Below are 15,590 nucleotides of genomic sequence, written 5' to 3' on the forward strand. Positions count from 1 at the left end.
CCCGTGAACATTACGGCCATCATTGCTTTACCTCAGCGTCTGCCCAGCGTGATTTCACTTCCGTGGTTGCCTCCGCGTAAGTGCTCGGCTCACCGACCATCGTGCAGATCGTCTTGCCGTCACGGACGACGTGCCAATAACAACGGCGCTCCACTCCGTCGTTGGCAGCCAGTTCGGCCAGCAGCTCCAAACGATGAGCTTTCACGTACTGGCGAACATCGTCGGTCAGCTTTGAAGCCGGCGAAACGCGGACACGCATCCCCGACTTTTTGGCTGTGAATCCTCGCTCCAACAGGTAATCGACGGCGGCCATCACAGGTCCTCCTCGTCTTCTTCCCGGAGGAGGGGTGTTTTATCCTCTACACCGCTACAACCCTTGTATTCCGTGGACTGTAGAGCATTTTCAATCTCTACACTCTTACCCTGTGTAGAGGTTTCAATATCGCTGCAGCCCTTGTGTGGCGTGGCTTGTAGCGGTGTAGAGGTTTTGAGGGGGGGTGCCGGGGAAAGGTAGCGCCCCCAAGCCTCTACAAAGTCGGAACGCTCGTAGCCCATCTTCCCGGATTCGTATCCGATACGGACTTGCTTGGAGGTAATTCCGAACTCAGAAAGCTTCGTTTTAAGCTGACGCGGTGCCATGGCTTTCCCACGGTTCCAGGTCGCCCACGGTGCTTCGTCATCCGCCACCAACTCATCAAGCAGGTGAGAGCTGAACATCCTGGTTGCCTGTTTCTTATCGAAAATGGCCTTGATGTCAGTCAGTAGCTCTACGCCAACGCTTGGCGACTCTCCCTCCAGGCCGTGAAGCACTACAGCGGCTTGTCGGGCCATCAGTGGCCAGTCACCGCCCGCAGCCTCGGCAATCGCCAGCAAAGGCTCCCAGCAGTCGTTGGCGCGGTCGTTGAGGCCGTGGATGGTTGTCGGTCGGGCAGCGCCGATACGAGTGCCGTTGTCCTCTGCAAATCTGGCTATACGGCTGCGTAAGCGCTCCCACACGGTTTCATCGGAATGACGCAGGTGTCCGGTGGTTTCGCCAGGCTTCTTTCGGCGCAGGCGCAGCGGGATGCTCCGGTCTGCCAGGGTGTCGGCAATCTTGCCAATGCCACACAGCGCCTTGCCGCCCCACACGCGGAACTTGGTAGGTATGTGATCGTCACCAACACAGCGAATCACGAACGCGGAGTCGCGGGTGAACCCGGCGTTCAGGATGCCGCGTGCTTCTTCGTTGTCGCGCAGGAACGCGTCCACCTCATCGATAAGCAGTGTTGGCGACCACAGCTCAATGGAGCGAAACAGCGCCGCCGTGGCAATGTCGCTGGCTTGCATTGGGCGGTATGCCAGCTTACCGAGTGCCGAGAGCATTACCGTTTTGCCGCAACGCTTCTCCGGCGCTGTGATGTTGGCAATGGGCGCCACCTGGACAACGTCAGTCAACCAGGTGAACGTCACCCACAGCGCGGCGGCGCGGATCGTTTCCTTGTCAGCAATCACGTACTGACTGATCGCAAGGACAATTTCGTCCAACAGCGCAGCGCCATCTACTGCCTCGGCGCACGCCTCCACCTCATCAAAAAAACCATCATTGGCTGAGGTCTTGCCTTCCAGGGCGGGGGCGGTCAGTCGGTCGAAGTCAGCCATCGACAGAACCTTGGTTTCCTTTACCGTTTGGCGAAGGCGTGCCCAGGCCGCTGGGTCTTTGTCCCGCGTGCGTTTAAGCTCGTCGAGGATCGCCGGCGCATAAAGCGCGCCAGCATCGACCGACAGTTGCCGGATGGCCTCTTGCAGCGGGCTTTTCGACTCCAGGCTGATTACGTTTTCAGTAGCCATTGGACGTCCTCCACTGCAACAGATCGTTGAAGTCCGACAGCTCAATCGGCGCGCTTTCTGGCCACTCGGGGAAGCAAACCTCACCACCAACGGCGAGTGCCGCCGACGTTGCGGCTGTCCTGCCCGGGTTGCCTTCCGTGCCCCGGTCGTCATCACCGGCAATGATGAATTTGACGCCTGGGTACTTCGACCGAAGCGCCATCGCCACCGGCTTGAGATTCCCGGCGTTCATTGCAGCGGCGACGGTGTAGCCAGCTTGGTGCAACGTGGCACCGGTCGCCCAGCCCTCACAGATGCAGAGCGGTTTGTCGTACCCGATAGCCCCCAGCGCTGAATAGCTTTCCCTCACCTGGCCACCAGCCAAAAAGCGCTTGATGCCTTCGGGACTGATGCGCTGTAGGTTCACCAGTTGGCCGTTGGCGTAGAGAGGGACGAGCAGTTCGGCACCGCGCTGGCGTAGTCCGTGCCCACGTACACCCTTGGCGACCAAATACGGGTGCTCTGGATCGGCGCGGCGGGCGTTGCGCCACCAGCGGTTGGCCAGCTCGGCAGCCGCTTGCTGTTTCTGGCGGCGCTCGGCCTCGCGCTGTGCCTTAGCTTGCTCAATGCGCTGACGCAGTTGCTCGGATTCCTGATGGTCTGCCGGCTCACGAATGCTCCAGGTGTGATTGTCGCCAGCTTTCCAACTACCGAAAGCACCAGAAGCAATACCGTCGCAATATAGGACGTACCATCCGTTCAAACTTCCAGACTTATCAGCTTGAATTTTGAATCGGTGAATTTCGCCATCAGCAATAGGGTTAAAATCAAGTTGGCCATATACACCCTGGAGAACTTCCAGAAAGGCCATTTCAGGTTTAGCAGATAAGCCGATCCCGCCAGCGCGATTGCACTGTTTAATGGTTTTCATAGTTATTCCTCTGGAACGTCTACACCGGGACGACTGCCTACCACTCCATACGACGCACCCAAGTGACGATGATGGACTAGGAAGTTGCTACTGAAGATCCTGATTTGCTCGATGTGCCGCGCAATGTCACTAGCGGGGCCTTCCGTTTCGCGGGCCAGGTGCGGCTCGACCATGGGCAAAAGAATCCGCACCAGCTTGTCGAACTCTTCACGGGCGAAGTTCATTGAGCACATATCCCTGGCACTCAGCACTGCATCGCGCAGCACTTCACCTTCGGCGACGTAGCGTTGCAGATTCATTGCACACCACCTTGCGCTTCCAAGGTGCGAACGATGGCCATGTGATGGTTGTACCGCTTGAGCCGTGTAGCCAGGCTGGAGTCGGCGTGAAGGGCGGAAAGCGCCATACGACGGTGTGCGAGTGCGCGAATTTTCGAGGGAGTGAGGGCGTGCATGGTGGAGCTCCTTTTGCAGATTGGAGCTGCCACGTTCGTGACCAAACGAATGGGTGGCAGCTGTACGCAGGTTGGTCAACCGGGGCAAAAGGAAACCCGGCACACCCGAAGGTGTCCTGCGCACAGCCGCCATAAAGCGGAATCTCAGGCGTAAAAAAACGCCGGAGACGGAATCTTGGGCGCTGTGCGCCTTTTGCTTATCTGGGTGACCAAACCCGGTCGTTGAATTTGCAACGACAGGCCGACGATACATGCGGAAGCATTCGGACGCAAGCGTCATACTTGATCCTCCGCGTAAATCGCGGCACTGATGATCGCTCCGCCCACTCGTCGCTTGCCGTAGCAGAGCGGGACAGGGTTGCCGGATGCCGTGGTGTTCTTGGCGCTGCCAAAGGCGTAGCCGGGGGTGTTCTCTGGCGCAGCACTGGTCTTTAGTCCGCCGGCCTGGGGGCTGAGCATCTGGATAACGCCGCCTATTGCCATACCCCAACCAGCAGCTGCCATCGCGCTTGTCAGTGGTGTGGCCGTGCCGCCCGAAGCTGCGGTGATGAATGCGGCAGCGACAATCAGCACTGCCCCCACAACGGTCTGCAGGACGCCAGCACGTTTGGAACCACAGATCACCGGAACGATACGAATCTCCCTGGTGCCACCCAGTTTGAATTCACCCTCGCCAACGTTTTTTCGGTTGCGGAAGACTGCGAATTCCAAGCCTTTGGAGCGAGCGTCCATCAAATCCTTGAAGAAACCAGGGTGGTTAACATCGATAGCCCTCATTGCCTCCCGGGTGTCGCCCGGGCCGAGTAGAAAGGTGTGCTTCCTGCCGTACTTCTTGCCGAGGGAGCCGCCGAGAAAAATGGTGGTGCGTGGGGTGTATTCGATAGCCAAAGTCATTGCAGCACCTCCGGCGCGGCGTGGGTGGGGGCGCGGGATGCGTCGATGGCGATCATCAATTCGTCACGCTCGTAACCGCGTGATTGAAGGATCGTTGCAAGCGCCATGAATGACACCAGGACAGCGGCATCGACTGGGTGACTGTTGTCCTTGGCGTGATTCACCACCAGCGGCAAGAGCTTGTCGTGGATGTACTCAGCGTGGACTTCGGGATCGTAGGAGCGGAGGTCGTCAGTCATGCTGCGTCCCTCGCTTCGATCTTGGATTGCAGCCACGAATCAACCTCGGCCACAACGTAGAACGCGGCAGCTTGGCGGCTCTCACCATCCTTGATCGGCTTGGGGAATGACGGGTCTTTTTTGCGGAGTTTGTCCAAGCCGGAGCGGGACAGATCGAGCCAGGCACACAGGGCAGGCTGGCGGATTAGAGCTTTGTTCGGCGCGGTAGTCATGCGCGGAGTTCCTCGAAAGAGTTTTCAAGGCCCACGCTTCAGAAACGAAAAAGGGAAGCGTGAGCGTTTAGGCTCAACCGCTTCCCCCTTGGGAACTTAGGAATTGTGATCTGCATAGGCAATCCAGCCGCCACCTTGTGGCCTAGATGCAGTACCCCGCCGATAGCGTCTCGCTACCGATTCCAGCTGTCGATCGATAGCGTCTCGCTACCGATGTGGGAATTCTAGGATGCATCTGAGTGCATACGCAAGCCCTCTACTGTAAAAAAACACAGTGGTTTGGTTCATTGTGACTCTGGCCCACATTTACGCCTGCTTGAACTCCACCACATTTCCGGCGATCAGCTCGTCTAGGTGGTCGGCATACCACTGCATCATCGTCGTGCGTTGGCTCAGATACAGCGCCTTGTTGTACACGCCTGCAACGCCCGGTTTTTTGTGTGAAAGCTGGGCCTCAACGTGGTTTTCGTCGAACCCTTTTTCATTGAGCACCGTAGACGCGATATGGCGGAAGCCGTGCCCGGTTTGCCGGCCTTCGTAGCCCATCCGGCGCAGCGCCATGAGAAACACGGTGTCGCTCCGCGGCTTGGTGTGGTCACTCCGACCGGGGAACAGAAGGGCATAGCTGCCGGTGTACTGGCGCAGTTCCTCCAGCGCTTCGATGGCCTGGGCAGAGAGCGGCACCAGGTGCTCCAAACCCTTCTTGCGGCCTTTGCGGTGTACCGGGATCGTCCACAGCTTTTTGTCAAAGTCGAACTCCGACCACTCTGCCTCTCGCAACTCGCTTGGACGCACTGCAAACAGGCTCAGAAGGCGCAGACCGATACGAACGTCGGTAGCGTGGGGATATGCCTGGATGGCACGGAGTAGGGCGGGCAACTCATCAGGGGATACATGGGCATAGTTCTCGGCCTTGCCTGACTGGAGGTACTTGTGCAGGCCCTCAAGCGGATTGTGAACGGCTCGGCCAGTCACGCGGGCCAGGTCATATACGTCCTTGCAGTAGGAGCGAACCCGGCTCATCTGCTCAAGGATTCCCTGCTGTTCCATGCCGCGAAGGAACTCCATCCACTCCAATGGGGTGATGTCTGCATACACGCGCTTTCCGAACACGGGAAAGACGTGCCGATCCAGGGCGCCGATGATGCGCTTGGCTGTCCCAGCATCCCAGTTAGTGAGGCGTGAGGCGTACCACTCGCGGGCAAGAGGCTCGAAAGTGTTGTTGGCTGCTGCCTGGTCTATGGCTTTGCGCGCTTGCTTGGTGACGATAGGGTTCTTGCCTTCGGCTGCATCAGACCGAAGCTCACTCGCTTTCTGCCTGGCCAACAACCCGCTGACTTCTGGATAACCGCCAAGGCCAAGCCACGACCACTTGCCGTCGGGCTTCTTGTACCGGAGCTGCCAGGACTTCTGACCATCAGGCTTCACACGGAAGTACAGGCCGTTTGCGTCTAACTCCCTGTATTCCTTGGCGTCTGGCTCAAGGCCGGCCAATGTGGTGTCGGACAGAGGGCGGCGTTTTATCTCTGATCGCTTCATATTCTGTGTATCCCCTCGGTTCAATTATTGTCAAAGGATACACACAGGGATACACGAAGCGCAATGCTATACGGGAACATTTAGGGACGTGCAGACGCAAGAAAGCCCGCACTAGGCGGGCTTCTTGGGTTGTTTCAGGATCATATGGAAGCATCACGAAACAGGTACTTGGTGGCTACACAGGGACTTGAACCCCGGACCCCAGCATTATGAATGCTATGCTCTAACCAACTGAGCTATGTAGCCAAGTGGCGCGCATTATTCGCGTAGAACGGGAATGCGTCAAGCACTTTTGTTGAAAATTTTTCTACGCTTTCAACTGTTTAACCAAAATTGCCGGTTCTGGCGACGAGTGGCTTGTCATTCGTGCGCCGGACAGGCTGTGCGCGGGTGCAGGCTTTCAATCGAGCGGTCGATCACGGCCTTGGCCATTTCCAGCAAGTGCCATACGGCGTGGATCTTGGCGCGGTCGTGGGGTGGCAGGTCGTCGCCGCAGTCGAGGACAGTGGCGCTGACGCTGTGGATCAGGTGGGAAAGGTAGAGCTGGCGGAGCAGGCACCGGGCAGAGGCTTTATGTTGGCGGGATCATTGCGGCGCGGCGCGGGCCGCTGGTGGTCTGGTTGTTACGTACGCAAAAGGTCTGAAGTCGGTTGGGCAGATATCCCTGCCGCCCAACGCTTGCCCTCAGGGCTGTTTACGGGTGCAGCGGGTTGTGCGTGACGCGTTTGAGGTGTTCACGCGCCCGTGACAGGCGTGAGCGAACGGTGCCGATGGGGATGTCCAGCACGTCGGCAGTGTCCTGATAGCTGCCGTCGGTTTCCAGCGAGGCGTACAACGTCCTGCGCATTTCTGTCGGCAGGTGGTCGATGGCGCTCAGGGTTTTCTCCAGCCGGCGGTTGACCTCGAATTCCCAATCCAGGTTGTTGTTTTCCTCTTGGCCGTGCCACAGCGACTCATCGAATTCGCAATGCACCGGTTTGGCATACATGCGCCGAAAATGGTTGCGGATCAGGTTTTGCGCAATGCCGCACATCCAGGTGCTGAGGGTGGCCTGGCCACTGAACCGCTCCCGGTTACGCCAGGCTTCCAGGTACGTCAGTTGCAGGATGTCGTCTGCATCTTCGGGGTTGAGTACGCGTTTATGAATAAAACGTCGGAGTTTCTTCTGCTGGTCGTCCGTCAGTTCGAGCATGAATTGAGGCGAGCCGCCAACGAGCTGCGCTAAAGCTTCAATAGGGATATTCACGATTTTTTCCTCAGGGTAGACGCTATCGAAATAATTTCGACGGGAACCCCTTTAGCACTGGCTGTGCCAAGCGAAAAAATCATGCAACTTGCTGATTTAATTATATAAATATTTTGAAATAAGGCGTTTTTGCGCAGTTTTTTGCAAAAGGCTTGCTCGCTTCGTGCCGGTTTTTTCAGAAAACCGCGATGGAGGGATTTCGATGGAACCGTATGGCACCGGCTTGCCACATAGGGACACAAACTTCCTGTCCTGGCACGCCCATGAAAGTCGAATTCAACCATGATCTGCACAAAGTCCAGAGCCTGGAACAGCCTGCACCTGAGAAGGCCGCCCAAGCCCGAGCGCAAGTCGCCGCACCGGGTATCGACGAGCTCGCGAGCATTTTCAGCCAGGAAGTGGCGCTCACCAGCAAGGCACTGAACCAGCGTGCGATGGGCGTGCGTGTGACCCCAACCGAACAGCTTGCGCAACTCTATGATCAGTTGGGGCACCCCGCTCAGGCGAGCCTGGCAGCCATCACTCGCCAAGTCAGGCAGCACTTGCAGCAGCAGCCGAGTGTGGAAAAGTTGTTGGACCTCACGGGGGGCGACCCGGCGCGTACGTATGTAGTGCTGCGCCAGATTACGGCCCAGGCAGAAGCGGAGGTGCGCAAGACGGAAGCCGCGCTGGCACGTGATGCACTGGCCAAGCTGGAAATTCGCTACAAGCGGGAAATCCAGGCGGGCCTCAATATCGCGATGGCGTTGCAGGCCAATAGTGATGATCCGCAGGAGCGCCAGGCGGTGCGTGCGCTGTACTACGCCAATGTGGTCGTGCGCCAGTCGCTGGCCAGCATGATGCAGGCGCTGTTGGGCCTGTACGGCGGTGAGCAGTTTTCTGGCGGGCTCAACATCATGCGCCGGGCCTTGGCAGATGATATTGCGGCCTGTGCCTCGTCCCTTCCGACAGCCAAGTTGCGCACGCTGCTGTTGGGCCTGCAAAGCTGCAGTCAATTGGGTGGCGTGTTGTCCAGTTGTCGCACGCTGATCCAGCGTCTGAAGGTTGAACACGACGCCGTTATCCTGTTGCAGCGTCTGTTGGGGTACGCCGGTAATGGCGTCGCCCCATCCGAGGTCCAGCGGCTGGCGGATGAGTTGGCGGGCGTCGAATCGGCCAGCCAATTGGCCTCGCTCAATGCGGTCTACCCGGTGCTCAAAACATTGCCCATGGCGTTGTGGCGTGACACGCGGGGGCGCCAGGAGGGCCTGCACAACTTTTTGCTGGTGATGGATGAGTTCACCCGCCTGGAGAACGGCCAGGCGCGCCTTGGCAGTGATCCGAGGGCATTGGCGTGATCGTCCTGGCGACCCTCAACCGCTGGATGCTCAAGGCTGCACAACGTGCCGAAGTCCTTGGTGCGGTGGTGGTGTTGGCCATCGTGTTCATTTTTATCGTGCCGTTGCCCACCTGGCTGGTGGATATCCTCATCGCACTCAACATCTGCATTTCCTGCCTGTTGATTGTGCTGGCGCTCTACCTGCCGGGGCCGTTGGCGTTTTCTTCGTTTCCGTCGATCCTGCTGTTGACCACGATGTTTCGCCTGGCGCTGTCGATTGCGACCACGCGCCTGATCCTGCTGGAACAGGACGCTGGCGATATCGTCGAGGCATTCGGCAATTTCGTGGTGGGCGGCAACCTGGCGGTAGGGTTGGTGATCTTCATGATCCTCACCCTGGTCAACTTCCTGGTGATTACCAAGGGTTCGGAGCGGGTTGCCGAAGTGGCGGCGCGCTTCAGCCTGGACGCGATGCCCGGCAAACAGATGTCCATCGACAGCGACTTGCGTGCAGGCTTGATCGACGGCGTGCAGGCGCGCGACAAGCGTGACCAGTTGTCCCGTGAGAGCCAGCTGTTCGGGGCCATGGACGGGGCCATGAAGTTCGTCAAGGGCGATGCCATCGCCGGCTTGGTGATCGTGTTGATCAACCTGCTGGGCGGCTTCTCCACCGGCATGTTCCAGCACGGCATGAGCGCCGCCGACTCCATCGCCTTGTATTCGGTGCTGACCATCGGCGACGGTCTGATTGCGCAGATTCCCGCGCTGCTGATCTCGTTGACGGCCGGCATGATCATCACCCGCGTGGCACCCGATGGACGCAAGGGCATCACCAACATGGGCACCGAAATTGCCCGCCAGATGACCAGCGAACCCAAGAGCTGGATGATCGCTTCGGTCGGGATGCTCGCGTTTGCTGCGTTGCCCGGTATGCCCACGCTGGTGTTCATCCTGATTGCGCTGATCACCGGCTGCCTGGGTTTTTACCTGGTGCGCCAGCGTCAACGCCAGGAACAGGAAGAGGCCGGCGCCACCGTCGAGATGGCGCCGGAAGAGAACGGGTTTGTGGACTTGCGAGGGTTTGATCCCTCGCGGCCCTACCTCTTGCAGTTTCCGCCCGTGCTGCGTGGCACAGACGTGGTGGTAGAGCTCATGCACGAGATTCGCAAAGCGCGTAACGGCATCGTCGCCAGGATTGGCTTGACCCTTCCGCCGTTTGAGGTCGAGTTCGACGCCTCCCTGGCCGACGATGAAATGCGTTTTTGCGTGCATGAAGTGCCAATGGTCAAGGCCACCCAAGGCCATCGAGTGGCGGTCGCGCGCTCGACCTTGAAAGACGAACCGGACAGCGGCGTGCCGGGGCTGCCCGAGCGTGAGGAACAGGATTGGGTGTGGCTGGCCGCCGATCATCCGCTGCTCGACGATCCGCAGCTTGAGCGCTTCAGCGCCTTGAGCTTGATCGTTGAGCGCATGACCCAATCGATGATGCTCAGCGGGCCGCAGTTTCTCGGGATCCAGGAGAGCAAGTCGATCCTCGGCTGGCTTGAAAGCAATCAACCCGAGCTGGTTCAGGAGCTGCAGCGCATCATGCCGTTGTCGCGCTTTTCGGCGGTGTTGCAGCGCCTGGCCAGCGAAGGTGTGCCGCTGCGCGCCGTGCGGCTGATTGTCGAATCGTTGATCGAGTATGGCCAGCACGAGCGTGAGCCGGAGGCCTTGGCCGATTACGCGCGCATTGCGCTCAAGTCGCAGATCTTTCACCAGTACAGCGAGACAGACGGCTTGCACGCCTGGCTGCTGGCGCCGCAGACCGAGAACATCCTGCGTGAGGCGTTGCGCCAGACGCAGACCGGAGTGTTTTTTGCGCTCGACAATGACAGCAGCGCGGCGCTGGTCAGCTTGCTCAACCAGGCCTTTACCCTGCGACCCAAGACTAAAAGCGTGATGCTGGTGGCGCAGGATCTGCGCAGCCCCTTGCGCACTCTGTTGCTCGAAGAATTCAACCATGTGCCGGTGCTGTCCTTCGCCGAATTGGGCAGCACCTCCAAGGTAAAAGTGCTGGGGCGTTTCGACCTTGCCCAGGACGCGTTGATGCGCGGGGCGTTGGCATGAATACGTTATTGCTGCCGGTGCCGGGAAGGGCACGATGATGTTCGAGCTGCGTGTATTGGATGGTTTGCATCAGGGCGCCGCGCTGCCCTTGTTCGGTGAACAATGGAGTATCGGTGCGCATGCCGACGCCGACCTGTTGCTCAACGACACCGGGATTGCCGAGCATCACGCACGGTTGCGGTACATCGGTTCGTGCTGGTCGGTCCAGGCAGAGGCGGGGCTGCTTCAGGGGCCCGATGGCCTGATCCTGGCGCAGATCGCCAATCTGGCGCTCGGTACCCCTTTTTCGGTTGGCGCCATTCGTCTGTGCGTCACCCCGGCCGACCATCCCTGGCCCCAGGCGCCTGCCGCCCAGCCCGCGCCCTTGGCGCCCGATCCAGAGGCACCGTTGACCCTGACGTTGTCTTCCCTCTCACCGTCGCGGCAGAAGCACTTGATCAGCCTGGTGCTGGTGTTTGCCGTCATCTTCGTGGCGGTCGGTATCGCCTCCACCGGAGACCGCGACGCGCAGGCGTCATTGATGCCGGCGCTGGAGCACAAGCGTGAGCTGGCCTCGCCTTTCGAGGTGCGTCAGCAACTGCTGAAAATGCTCGGCGAGCGCGAATTGGGCCCGAAGGTCAGCTTGCTGGTGATCAATGGCCAGATTGTGTTGGACGGCGAAGTCCCCCAGGACGACGTGGAATTGGTGGCACGCATGCTCGGCCGGTTTGGCGAGCAGTTTGATACCGCCGTGCCGGTGTTGAGTCGTGTGCGGGTCAGCGACGGGACGCTGCCTTTCAAAATTCTTCAAATCGTCGGCGGGCCGAACGGCCACGTGGTCCTGGAGCAAGGCGATCGCCTCTTTGTGGGCGACGAAGTGGACGGTTTGCGCTTGGTACTTATCGATAACAACAAGGTGGTTTTCGATGGGCCACAACGTTATGAGGTGCGCTGGTGAACGATAACCTGCAAGAGCGTCTGGAAGCCTGGCAGCAGCGTCAGTCCCAGGCATTGACGCGCTTTGCGCCCGTCATCCAACGTGGCCGCATCCAACGCGTCAACGGCATGCTGTTGCAATGCCGGTTGCCCGAGGCGCGCATCGGGGATTTGTGCCGGGTGGAGAAGTCACCGGGTGACGACATGCTCGCCGAAATCATCGGTTTTGATCAGCAGGATGCGGTGCTCAGTGCCCTGGGCAATCTCGAAGGCGTGCGGGTGGGTGCCGGCGTGGAGCGTCTGGGCGTGCCGCACCGAGTACGCGTCGGTGATGACTTGCTGGGCCAGGTGCTGGATGGTTTTGGCCGACCGATTGCGGGCGACGGGCCCAGTGCGTTTGTCGAAATCGCCAGCGGTGACGCAAGCCCGGTGTTGTGCGAGGCCCCTTTACCCACGGAGCGCCCACGCATCAACCGGGCGTTGGCCACCGGCGTGCGCTCGATCGATGGGCTGTTGACCTTGGGCGAGGGCCAGCGCGTCGGTTTGTTTGCGGGCGCGGGGTGCGGCAAGACGACCTTGTTGGCCGAAATCGCGCGCAACGTTGATTGCGATGTGATTGTGTTCGGTTTGATCGGCGAACGGGGCCGCGAGCTGCGCGAGTTTCTCGATCATGAGTTGGACGACGCGCTACGGGCCAAGGCGGTGCTGGTCTGCGCCACGTCCGACCGTTCCAGCATGGAGCGCGCCCGGGCCGCCTTTACGGCGACGGCGCTGGCCGAAGGTTTTCGGCGCAAGGGCAAGCGGGTGCTGCTGTTGATTGACTCCTTGACGCGTTTTGCCAGGGCCCAGCGCGAAATCGGTTTGGCCGCGGGCGAGCCGTTGGGCCGTGGCGGTTTGCCCCCGTCGGTCTACAGCCTGCTGCCGCGTCTGGTCGAGCGCGCCGGGCTGACCCGTGACGGCGTGATCACGGCGATCTACACGGTGCTGATCGAGCAGGATTCGATGAGCGATCCGGTGGCGGACGAAGTTCGTTCGCTGCTGGACGGGCATATCGTGCTGTCACGCAAGCTGGCTGAGCGCGGCCATTATCCGGCGGTCGATGTGCTGGCCAGCCTTTCACGAATACTCAGCAACGTCGCAGAGCCTGGGCATATTCAGGCCGGTACGGCGTTGCGGCGCCTGCTGTCGGCTTATCAACAGATCGAACTGATGCTCAAGTTGGGTGAATACCAGCCAGGCAGCGATGCACTGACCGATATGGCGGTGGACAGCCGCCAGGCAGTCGATGGTTTTTTGCGTCAGGACTTGCGTGAGCCCACGCCGGTCGCGATGACCCTTGAGCAACTGACGGAGCTGACCGCTTATGTCCCATTCTGAGTCGCCTCCTGCGGACCCGATACTTGGCGAAATAGAGACCCTGCGACGCTTGCGCAGGCACCGTGCAGACCGTGCCGAACGCGCGCTGCGTGAGGCCAAAAGAACCCAGCAGGCCTTGTTGGCGAACATCCGCGAGGCAAAGGACACCCTTGAACAAACCCGGCTGGATGAGGCCGAGCAAAGTGCGCAAATGCTCAGCGAACACCAAGGGCAAGTGTTGACCTTTCAGGCGCTCAAAGCCTGGAGTGCCCAGGAGCAGACATTGTCCGCCTGCACCCGGCGCGAGGAAGGCCAATTGCATGAGCTGCAAGGCCAGCGGGAGCAGCAGGAAATTGAAATCGGCAGTGCCCAGAAGCAGGTCACCTTAAGCCTGCGTCAAGTCGAAAAACTTCAGGAATTGTCCATTTTGCTGGCTCAGGAGCCGACATGACCAAGGTGTCTACCAGCCCGCCCAAACGCCCGCGCCCGCGAGCACCCCGCAACGACCTCGCTCAGGGCAATGCGCTTGCGGTGCCGTGGGAACACGTCCGCCTGTTTACCCAGCTGTTTGACGATGGTGGTGACAGGCGCGGTGGCGGCGCTTCTCTGGCCGGGCGCAAGGCCTCCACCCAGGTGGCCATGATCGAAGCGTTGACCGAGCAATTGGCGCCGCGTGTGCTGGGCGCCTCGCAGTGGCCGCTGGTGGCGGTCCTGTACTTGCCGCGCCTGGGGCGGATCAACGCGACTGTGCGCCGTGAGCCGGGCGCGTGGAGCATTGAACTGGCGGCGGAGGACGCGTCCACCGCGCACTGGCTTGGCGGCGTACGGCAACGCTTTCAGGAAGGTCTTGAACAGAGCGTGGGCGTGCCGGTGAGCTTGAGCCTGGCCAGTGTGGGCCCGGCATGATGGCGTCGTTGCTGAACCTGCCTACGGTCAGGGCTGACGCGGTGGCTGCACGGCGTCGGATAGGGCATGGCTTGCGTATGCCGTTTCAGGTTGCCGAGCAGGGCGGTGAGCTGCTGCTTGAGCCCGGGCCTGCCCCGGTGGGCATCCAGCCGTTGTGCTTCGAGACAGCCTGCGGGGTGCTGGCGTTCGGTGAGCCCGGGCCGTTGTTCAGCCTGATGGGCGAGTGCCCGGTGACGCTGGCGCAGTCGGGCAACGATCCGGACTCCTGGTTTTGGGAGCTGTTCCAGCACCACCTCAGCACTCAGGTGCGCGGGTTGTTGGGTTACCTGCGCTTGCGGGTGACTGAGCACCCTTCGGACTTCGGTTGCAGCCTCACTGTGACCTTGGGCACGTCCAGGGTCGTGGGTTATCTGTGGCTGGCCCCCGAGAGTTTTCTCGCCTTGTGCGAAGCGGGGCCCTGGCAGCCTGTCGCCCGGCCGCTACCCGCGTTGTTTCAAGTGACGGTTGCCGTGCCACTGGGTCGCCTGCAGTTGCCCATTACGCAAGTGAGCAGCCTGCGCGCGGGCGACGTGTTGTTGCTTGAGCAGAGTTTTTTTCAAGCGCAGGGCGACGGCTATGTGCAGGTCGGCAGGCAACGCCTGCATGGGCGTATTGATGATGAGTCCGGGCCGTTATGCCTGACCCTAACTTCTATTGAGGACATGTTTGTGGATGAGGATTTTGCAGCGCAGCAGCACTACCTTGGGCAGGAGGACGATACGCCGGTAGCGGATGTATTCGGCAACGAGCCGTTCGATGAATTGAGCATGGCCCTCAACGTGCGCTGCGGGACGCTGAACCTGACCCTCGGCGAGTTGCGCAATCTTGCTCCCGGCGCGGTGTTGGGGCTCGGCGGGTATGCGCCGGGCATGGCCGGGCTCTATTACGGCGACCGGCCTATCGGCCAGGGGCAGTTGGTCGAAGTGGACGGACGGCTCGGTCTGCAATTAACGCGAGTGATGGTTTCCCGATGAGCTTTCAGGGGGTAGACCCTCTCGTTCTCGCGCTGTTTCTTGCGGCATTGTCGTTGATGCCGATGTTGTTGATCGTGTGCACGGCGTTCTTGAAGATCGTGATTGTGCTGATGATTACGCGCAATGCCATCGGTGTGCAGCAAGTGCCGCCGAGCATGGCTATCAACGGCATCGCGTTGGCCGCGACGCTTTTTATCATGGCCCCGGTGGGGTACGAGATCGCCGAGGCCGTCAAGGTCACGCCGTTGAACCTGACCAACGTGCAGACGCTCCAGCAGACCGGGCTTGAAGCAATTAAGCCGTTGCGGGCATTCATGCTGCGCAACGTTGACCCGGATGTGCTGACGCACTTGCTGGAAAACACCGCGCGCATGTGGCCGGCGCAGATGGCGCAGGAAGTCCTGCGCGAGGACCTGATCCTGCTGGTGCCGGCATTTGTGCTGTCGCAGTTGCAGGCGGGGTTCGAGATCGGGTTTTTAATCTATATCCCCTTCATCGTGATCGACCTGATTGTCTCCAACCTGCTCCTGGCATTGGGCATGCAAATGGTCTCGCCCATGACCATTTCCCTGCCGCTCAAGTTGCTGTTGTTTGTGCTCGTCTCCGGATGGTCGCGGTTGCTCGACAGCCTTTTCCTTTCTTACCTCTGAGC

General features: G+C 60.0%; 18 protein-coding genes and 1 tRNA gene. 8 read left to right on the forward strand and 11 right to left on the reverse strand.

The genetic code is table 11. The features are described from left to right. Nucleotides 1-19: 19 nt before the first annotated feature. The 11 genes from A7J50_RS03530 to A7J50_RS03580 form a co-directional block, all read right to left on the reverse strand. Nucleotides 20-313 carry a hypothetical protein gene (locus A7J50_RS03530; RefSeq protein ID WP_064450573.1) on the reverse strand — a complete coding sequence of 98 codons (294 nt, stop codon included), beginning with the start codon at nt 311-313 and terminating at the stop codon, nt 20-22. Then, nucleotides 313-1,827 (reverse strand): DUF3631 domain-containing protein, encoded by a 1,515-nt coding sequence (locus A7J50_RS03535; protein ID WP_064450574.1) that lies wholly within the window; start codon nt 1,825-1,827, stop codon nt 313-315. Before A7J50_RS03535 ends, A7J50_RS03530 begins: the two co-directional genes overlap by 1 nt. Further along, on the reverse strand, nt 1,817-2,677 hold the full coding sequence (locus A7J50_RS03540) for a toprim domain-containing protein (RefSeq protein ID WP_064454849.1): 861 nt from the start codon (nt 2,675-2,677) through the stop codon (nt 1,817-1,819). The genes A7J50_RS03535 and A7J50_RS03540 overlap by 11 nt, the downstream gene beginning before the upstream one ends. 62 nt (nt 2,678-2,739) lie before the next feature. Continuing rightward, nucleotides 2,740-3,036, reverse strand: a complete 297-nt coding sequence (locus tag A7J50_RS03545; RefSeq protein WP_064450575.1) for a hypothetical protein — start codon at nt 3,034-3,036, stop codon at nt 2,740-2,742. Beyond that, complete coding sequence (locus A7J50_RS31540) at nt 3,033-3,191, reverse strand: hypothetical protein (RefSeq protein ID WP_167353674.1); 159 nt, start codon at nt 3,189-3,191, stop codon at nt 3,033-3,035. Before A7J50_RS31540 ends, A7J50_RS03545 begins: the two co-directional genes overlap by 4 nt. 276 nt (nt 3,192-3,467) lie before the next feature. Next, the gene (locus A7J50_RS03550) at nt 3,468-4,085 is read right to left on the reverse strand and encodes a tail assembly protein (protein ID WP_064450576.1); all 618 of its coding nucleotides are present in this window, start codon (nt 4,083-4,085) and stop codon (nt 3,468-3,470) included. Next, nucleotides 4,082-4,324 carry a hypothetical protein gene (locus tag A7J50_RS03555; protein ID WP_064450577.1) on the reverse strand — a complete coding sequence of 81 codons (243 nt, stop codon included), beginning with the start codon at nt 4,322-4,324 and terminating at the stop codon, nt 4,082-4,084. The genes A7J50_RS03550 and A7J50_RS03555 overlap by 4 nt, the downstream gene beginning before the upstream one ends. Then, nucleotides 4,321-4,536 carry a helix-turn-helix transcriptional regulator gene (locus A7J50_RS03560; protein ID WP_064450578.1) on the reverse strand — a complete coding sequence of 72 codons (216 nt, stop codon included), beginning with the start codon at nt 4,534-4,536 and terminating at the stop codon, nt 4,321-4,323. Before A7J50_RS03560 ends, A7J50_RS03555 begins: the two co-directional genes overlap by 4 nt. A 306-nt stretch (nt 4,537-4,842) precedes the next feature. Then, on the reverse strand, nt 4,843-6,075 hold the full coding sequence (locus A7J50_RS03565) for a tyrosine-type recombinase/integrase (RefSeq protein ID WP_064450579.1): 1,233 nt from the start codon (nt 6,073-6,075) through the stop codon (nt 4,843-4,845). Between the two features lie 169 nt (nt 6,076-6,244). Beyond that, nucleotides 6,245-6,321 (reverse strand) — tRNA-Met (locus tag A7J50_RS03570). Between the two features lie 448 nt (nt 6,322-6,769). Beyond that, the gene (locus A7J50_RS03580) at nt 6,770-7,321 is read right to left on the reverse strand and encodes an RNA polymerase sigma factor (protein ID WP_064450581.1); all 552 of its coding nucleotides are present in this window, start codon (nt 7,319-7,321) and stop codon (nt 6,770-6,772) included. 263 nt (nt 7,322-7,584) lie between these two features. Between A7J50_RS03580 and sctW the strand changes: the two genes are divergently transcribed. From sctW to sctR, 8 genes are read left to right on the forward strand one after another with little or no spacing between them, the layout of a single operon-like run. Further along, entirely contained in the window at nt 7,585-8,658 is a 1,074-nt protein-coding gene (sctW, locus tag A7J50_RS03585) for a type III secretion system gatekeeper subunit SctW (protein ID WP_064450582.1), read from the forward strand. 26 nt (nt 8,659-8,684) lie between these two features. Then, nucleotides 8,685-10,748 carry a type III secretion system export apparatus subunit SctV gene (sctV, locus tag A7J50_RS03590; RefSeq protein WP_259746787.1) on the forward strand — a complete coding sequence of 688 codons (2,064 nt, stop codon included), beginning with the start codon at nt 8,685-8,687 and terminating at the stop codon, nt 10,746-10,748. Between the two features lie 37 nt (nt 10,749-10,785). Beyond that, on the forward strand, nt 10,786-11,685 hold the full coding sequence (locus A7J50_RS03595) for an FHA domain-containing protein (RefSeq protein WP_167353718.1): 900 nt from the start codon (nt 10,786-10,788) through the stop codon (nt 11,683-11,685). Further along, on the forward strand, nt 11,682-13,040 hold the full coding sequence (locus A7J50_RS03600) for a FliI/YscN family ATPase (protein ID WP_064450585.1): 1,359 nt from the start codon (nt 11,682-11,684) through the stop codon (nt 13,038-13,040). The genes A7J50_RS03595 and A7J50_RS03600 overlap by 4 nt, the downstream gene beginning before the upstream one ends. Next, the gene (sctO, locus tag A7J50_RS03605) at nt 13,027-13,470 is read left to right on the forward strand and encodes a type III secretion system stalk subunit SctO (protein WP_064450586.1); all 444 of its coding nucleotides are present in this window, start codon (nt 13,027-13,029) and stop codon (nt 13,468-13,470) included. Before A7J50_RS03600 ends, sctO begins: the two co-directional genes overlap by 14 nt. Continuing rightward, nucleotides 13,467-13,925 carry a type III secretion system HrpP C-terminal domain-containing protein gene (locus tag A7J50_RS03610; RefSeq protein ID WP_064450587.1) on the forward strand — a complete coding sequence of 153 codons (459 nt, stop codon included), beginning with the start codon at nt 13,467-13,469 and terminating at the stop codon, nt 13,923-13,925. The genes sctO and A7J50_RS03610 overlap by 4 nt, the downstream gene beginning before the upstream one ends. Next, nucleotides 13,922-14,938, forward strand: a complete 1,017-nt coding sequence (locus A7J50_RS03615) for a FliM/FliN family flagellar motor switch protein (protein WP_064450588.1) — start codon at nt 13,922-13,924, stop codon at nt 14,936-14,938. Before A7J50_RS03610 ends, A7J50_RS03615 begins: the two co-directional genes overlap by 4 nt. After that, nucleotides 14,935-15,588 (forward strand): type III secretion system export apparatus subunit SctR, encoded by a 654-nt coding sequence (gene sctR / locus A7J50_RS03620; protein ID WP_064450589.1) that lies wholly within the window; start codon nt 14,935-14,937, stop codon nt 15,586-15,588. Before A7J50_RS03615 ends, sctR begins: the two co-directional genes overlap by 4 nt. Nucleotides 15,589-15,590: the final 2 nt, after the last annotated feature.

The organism is Pseudomonas antarctica, assembly GCF_001647715.1.
GTDB lineage: Bacteria > Pseudomonadota > Gammaproteobacteria > Pseudomonadales > Pseudomonadaceae > Aquipseudomonas > Aquipseudomonas antarctica_A.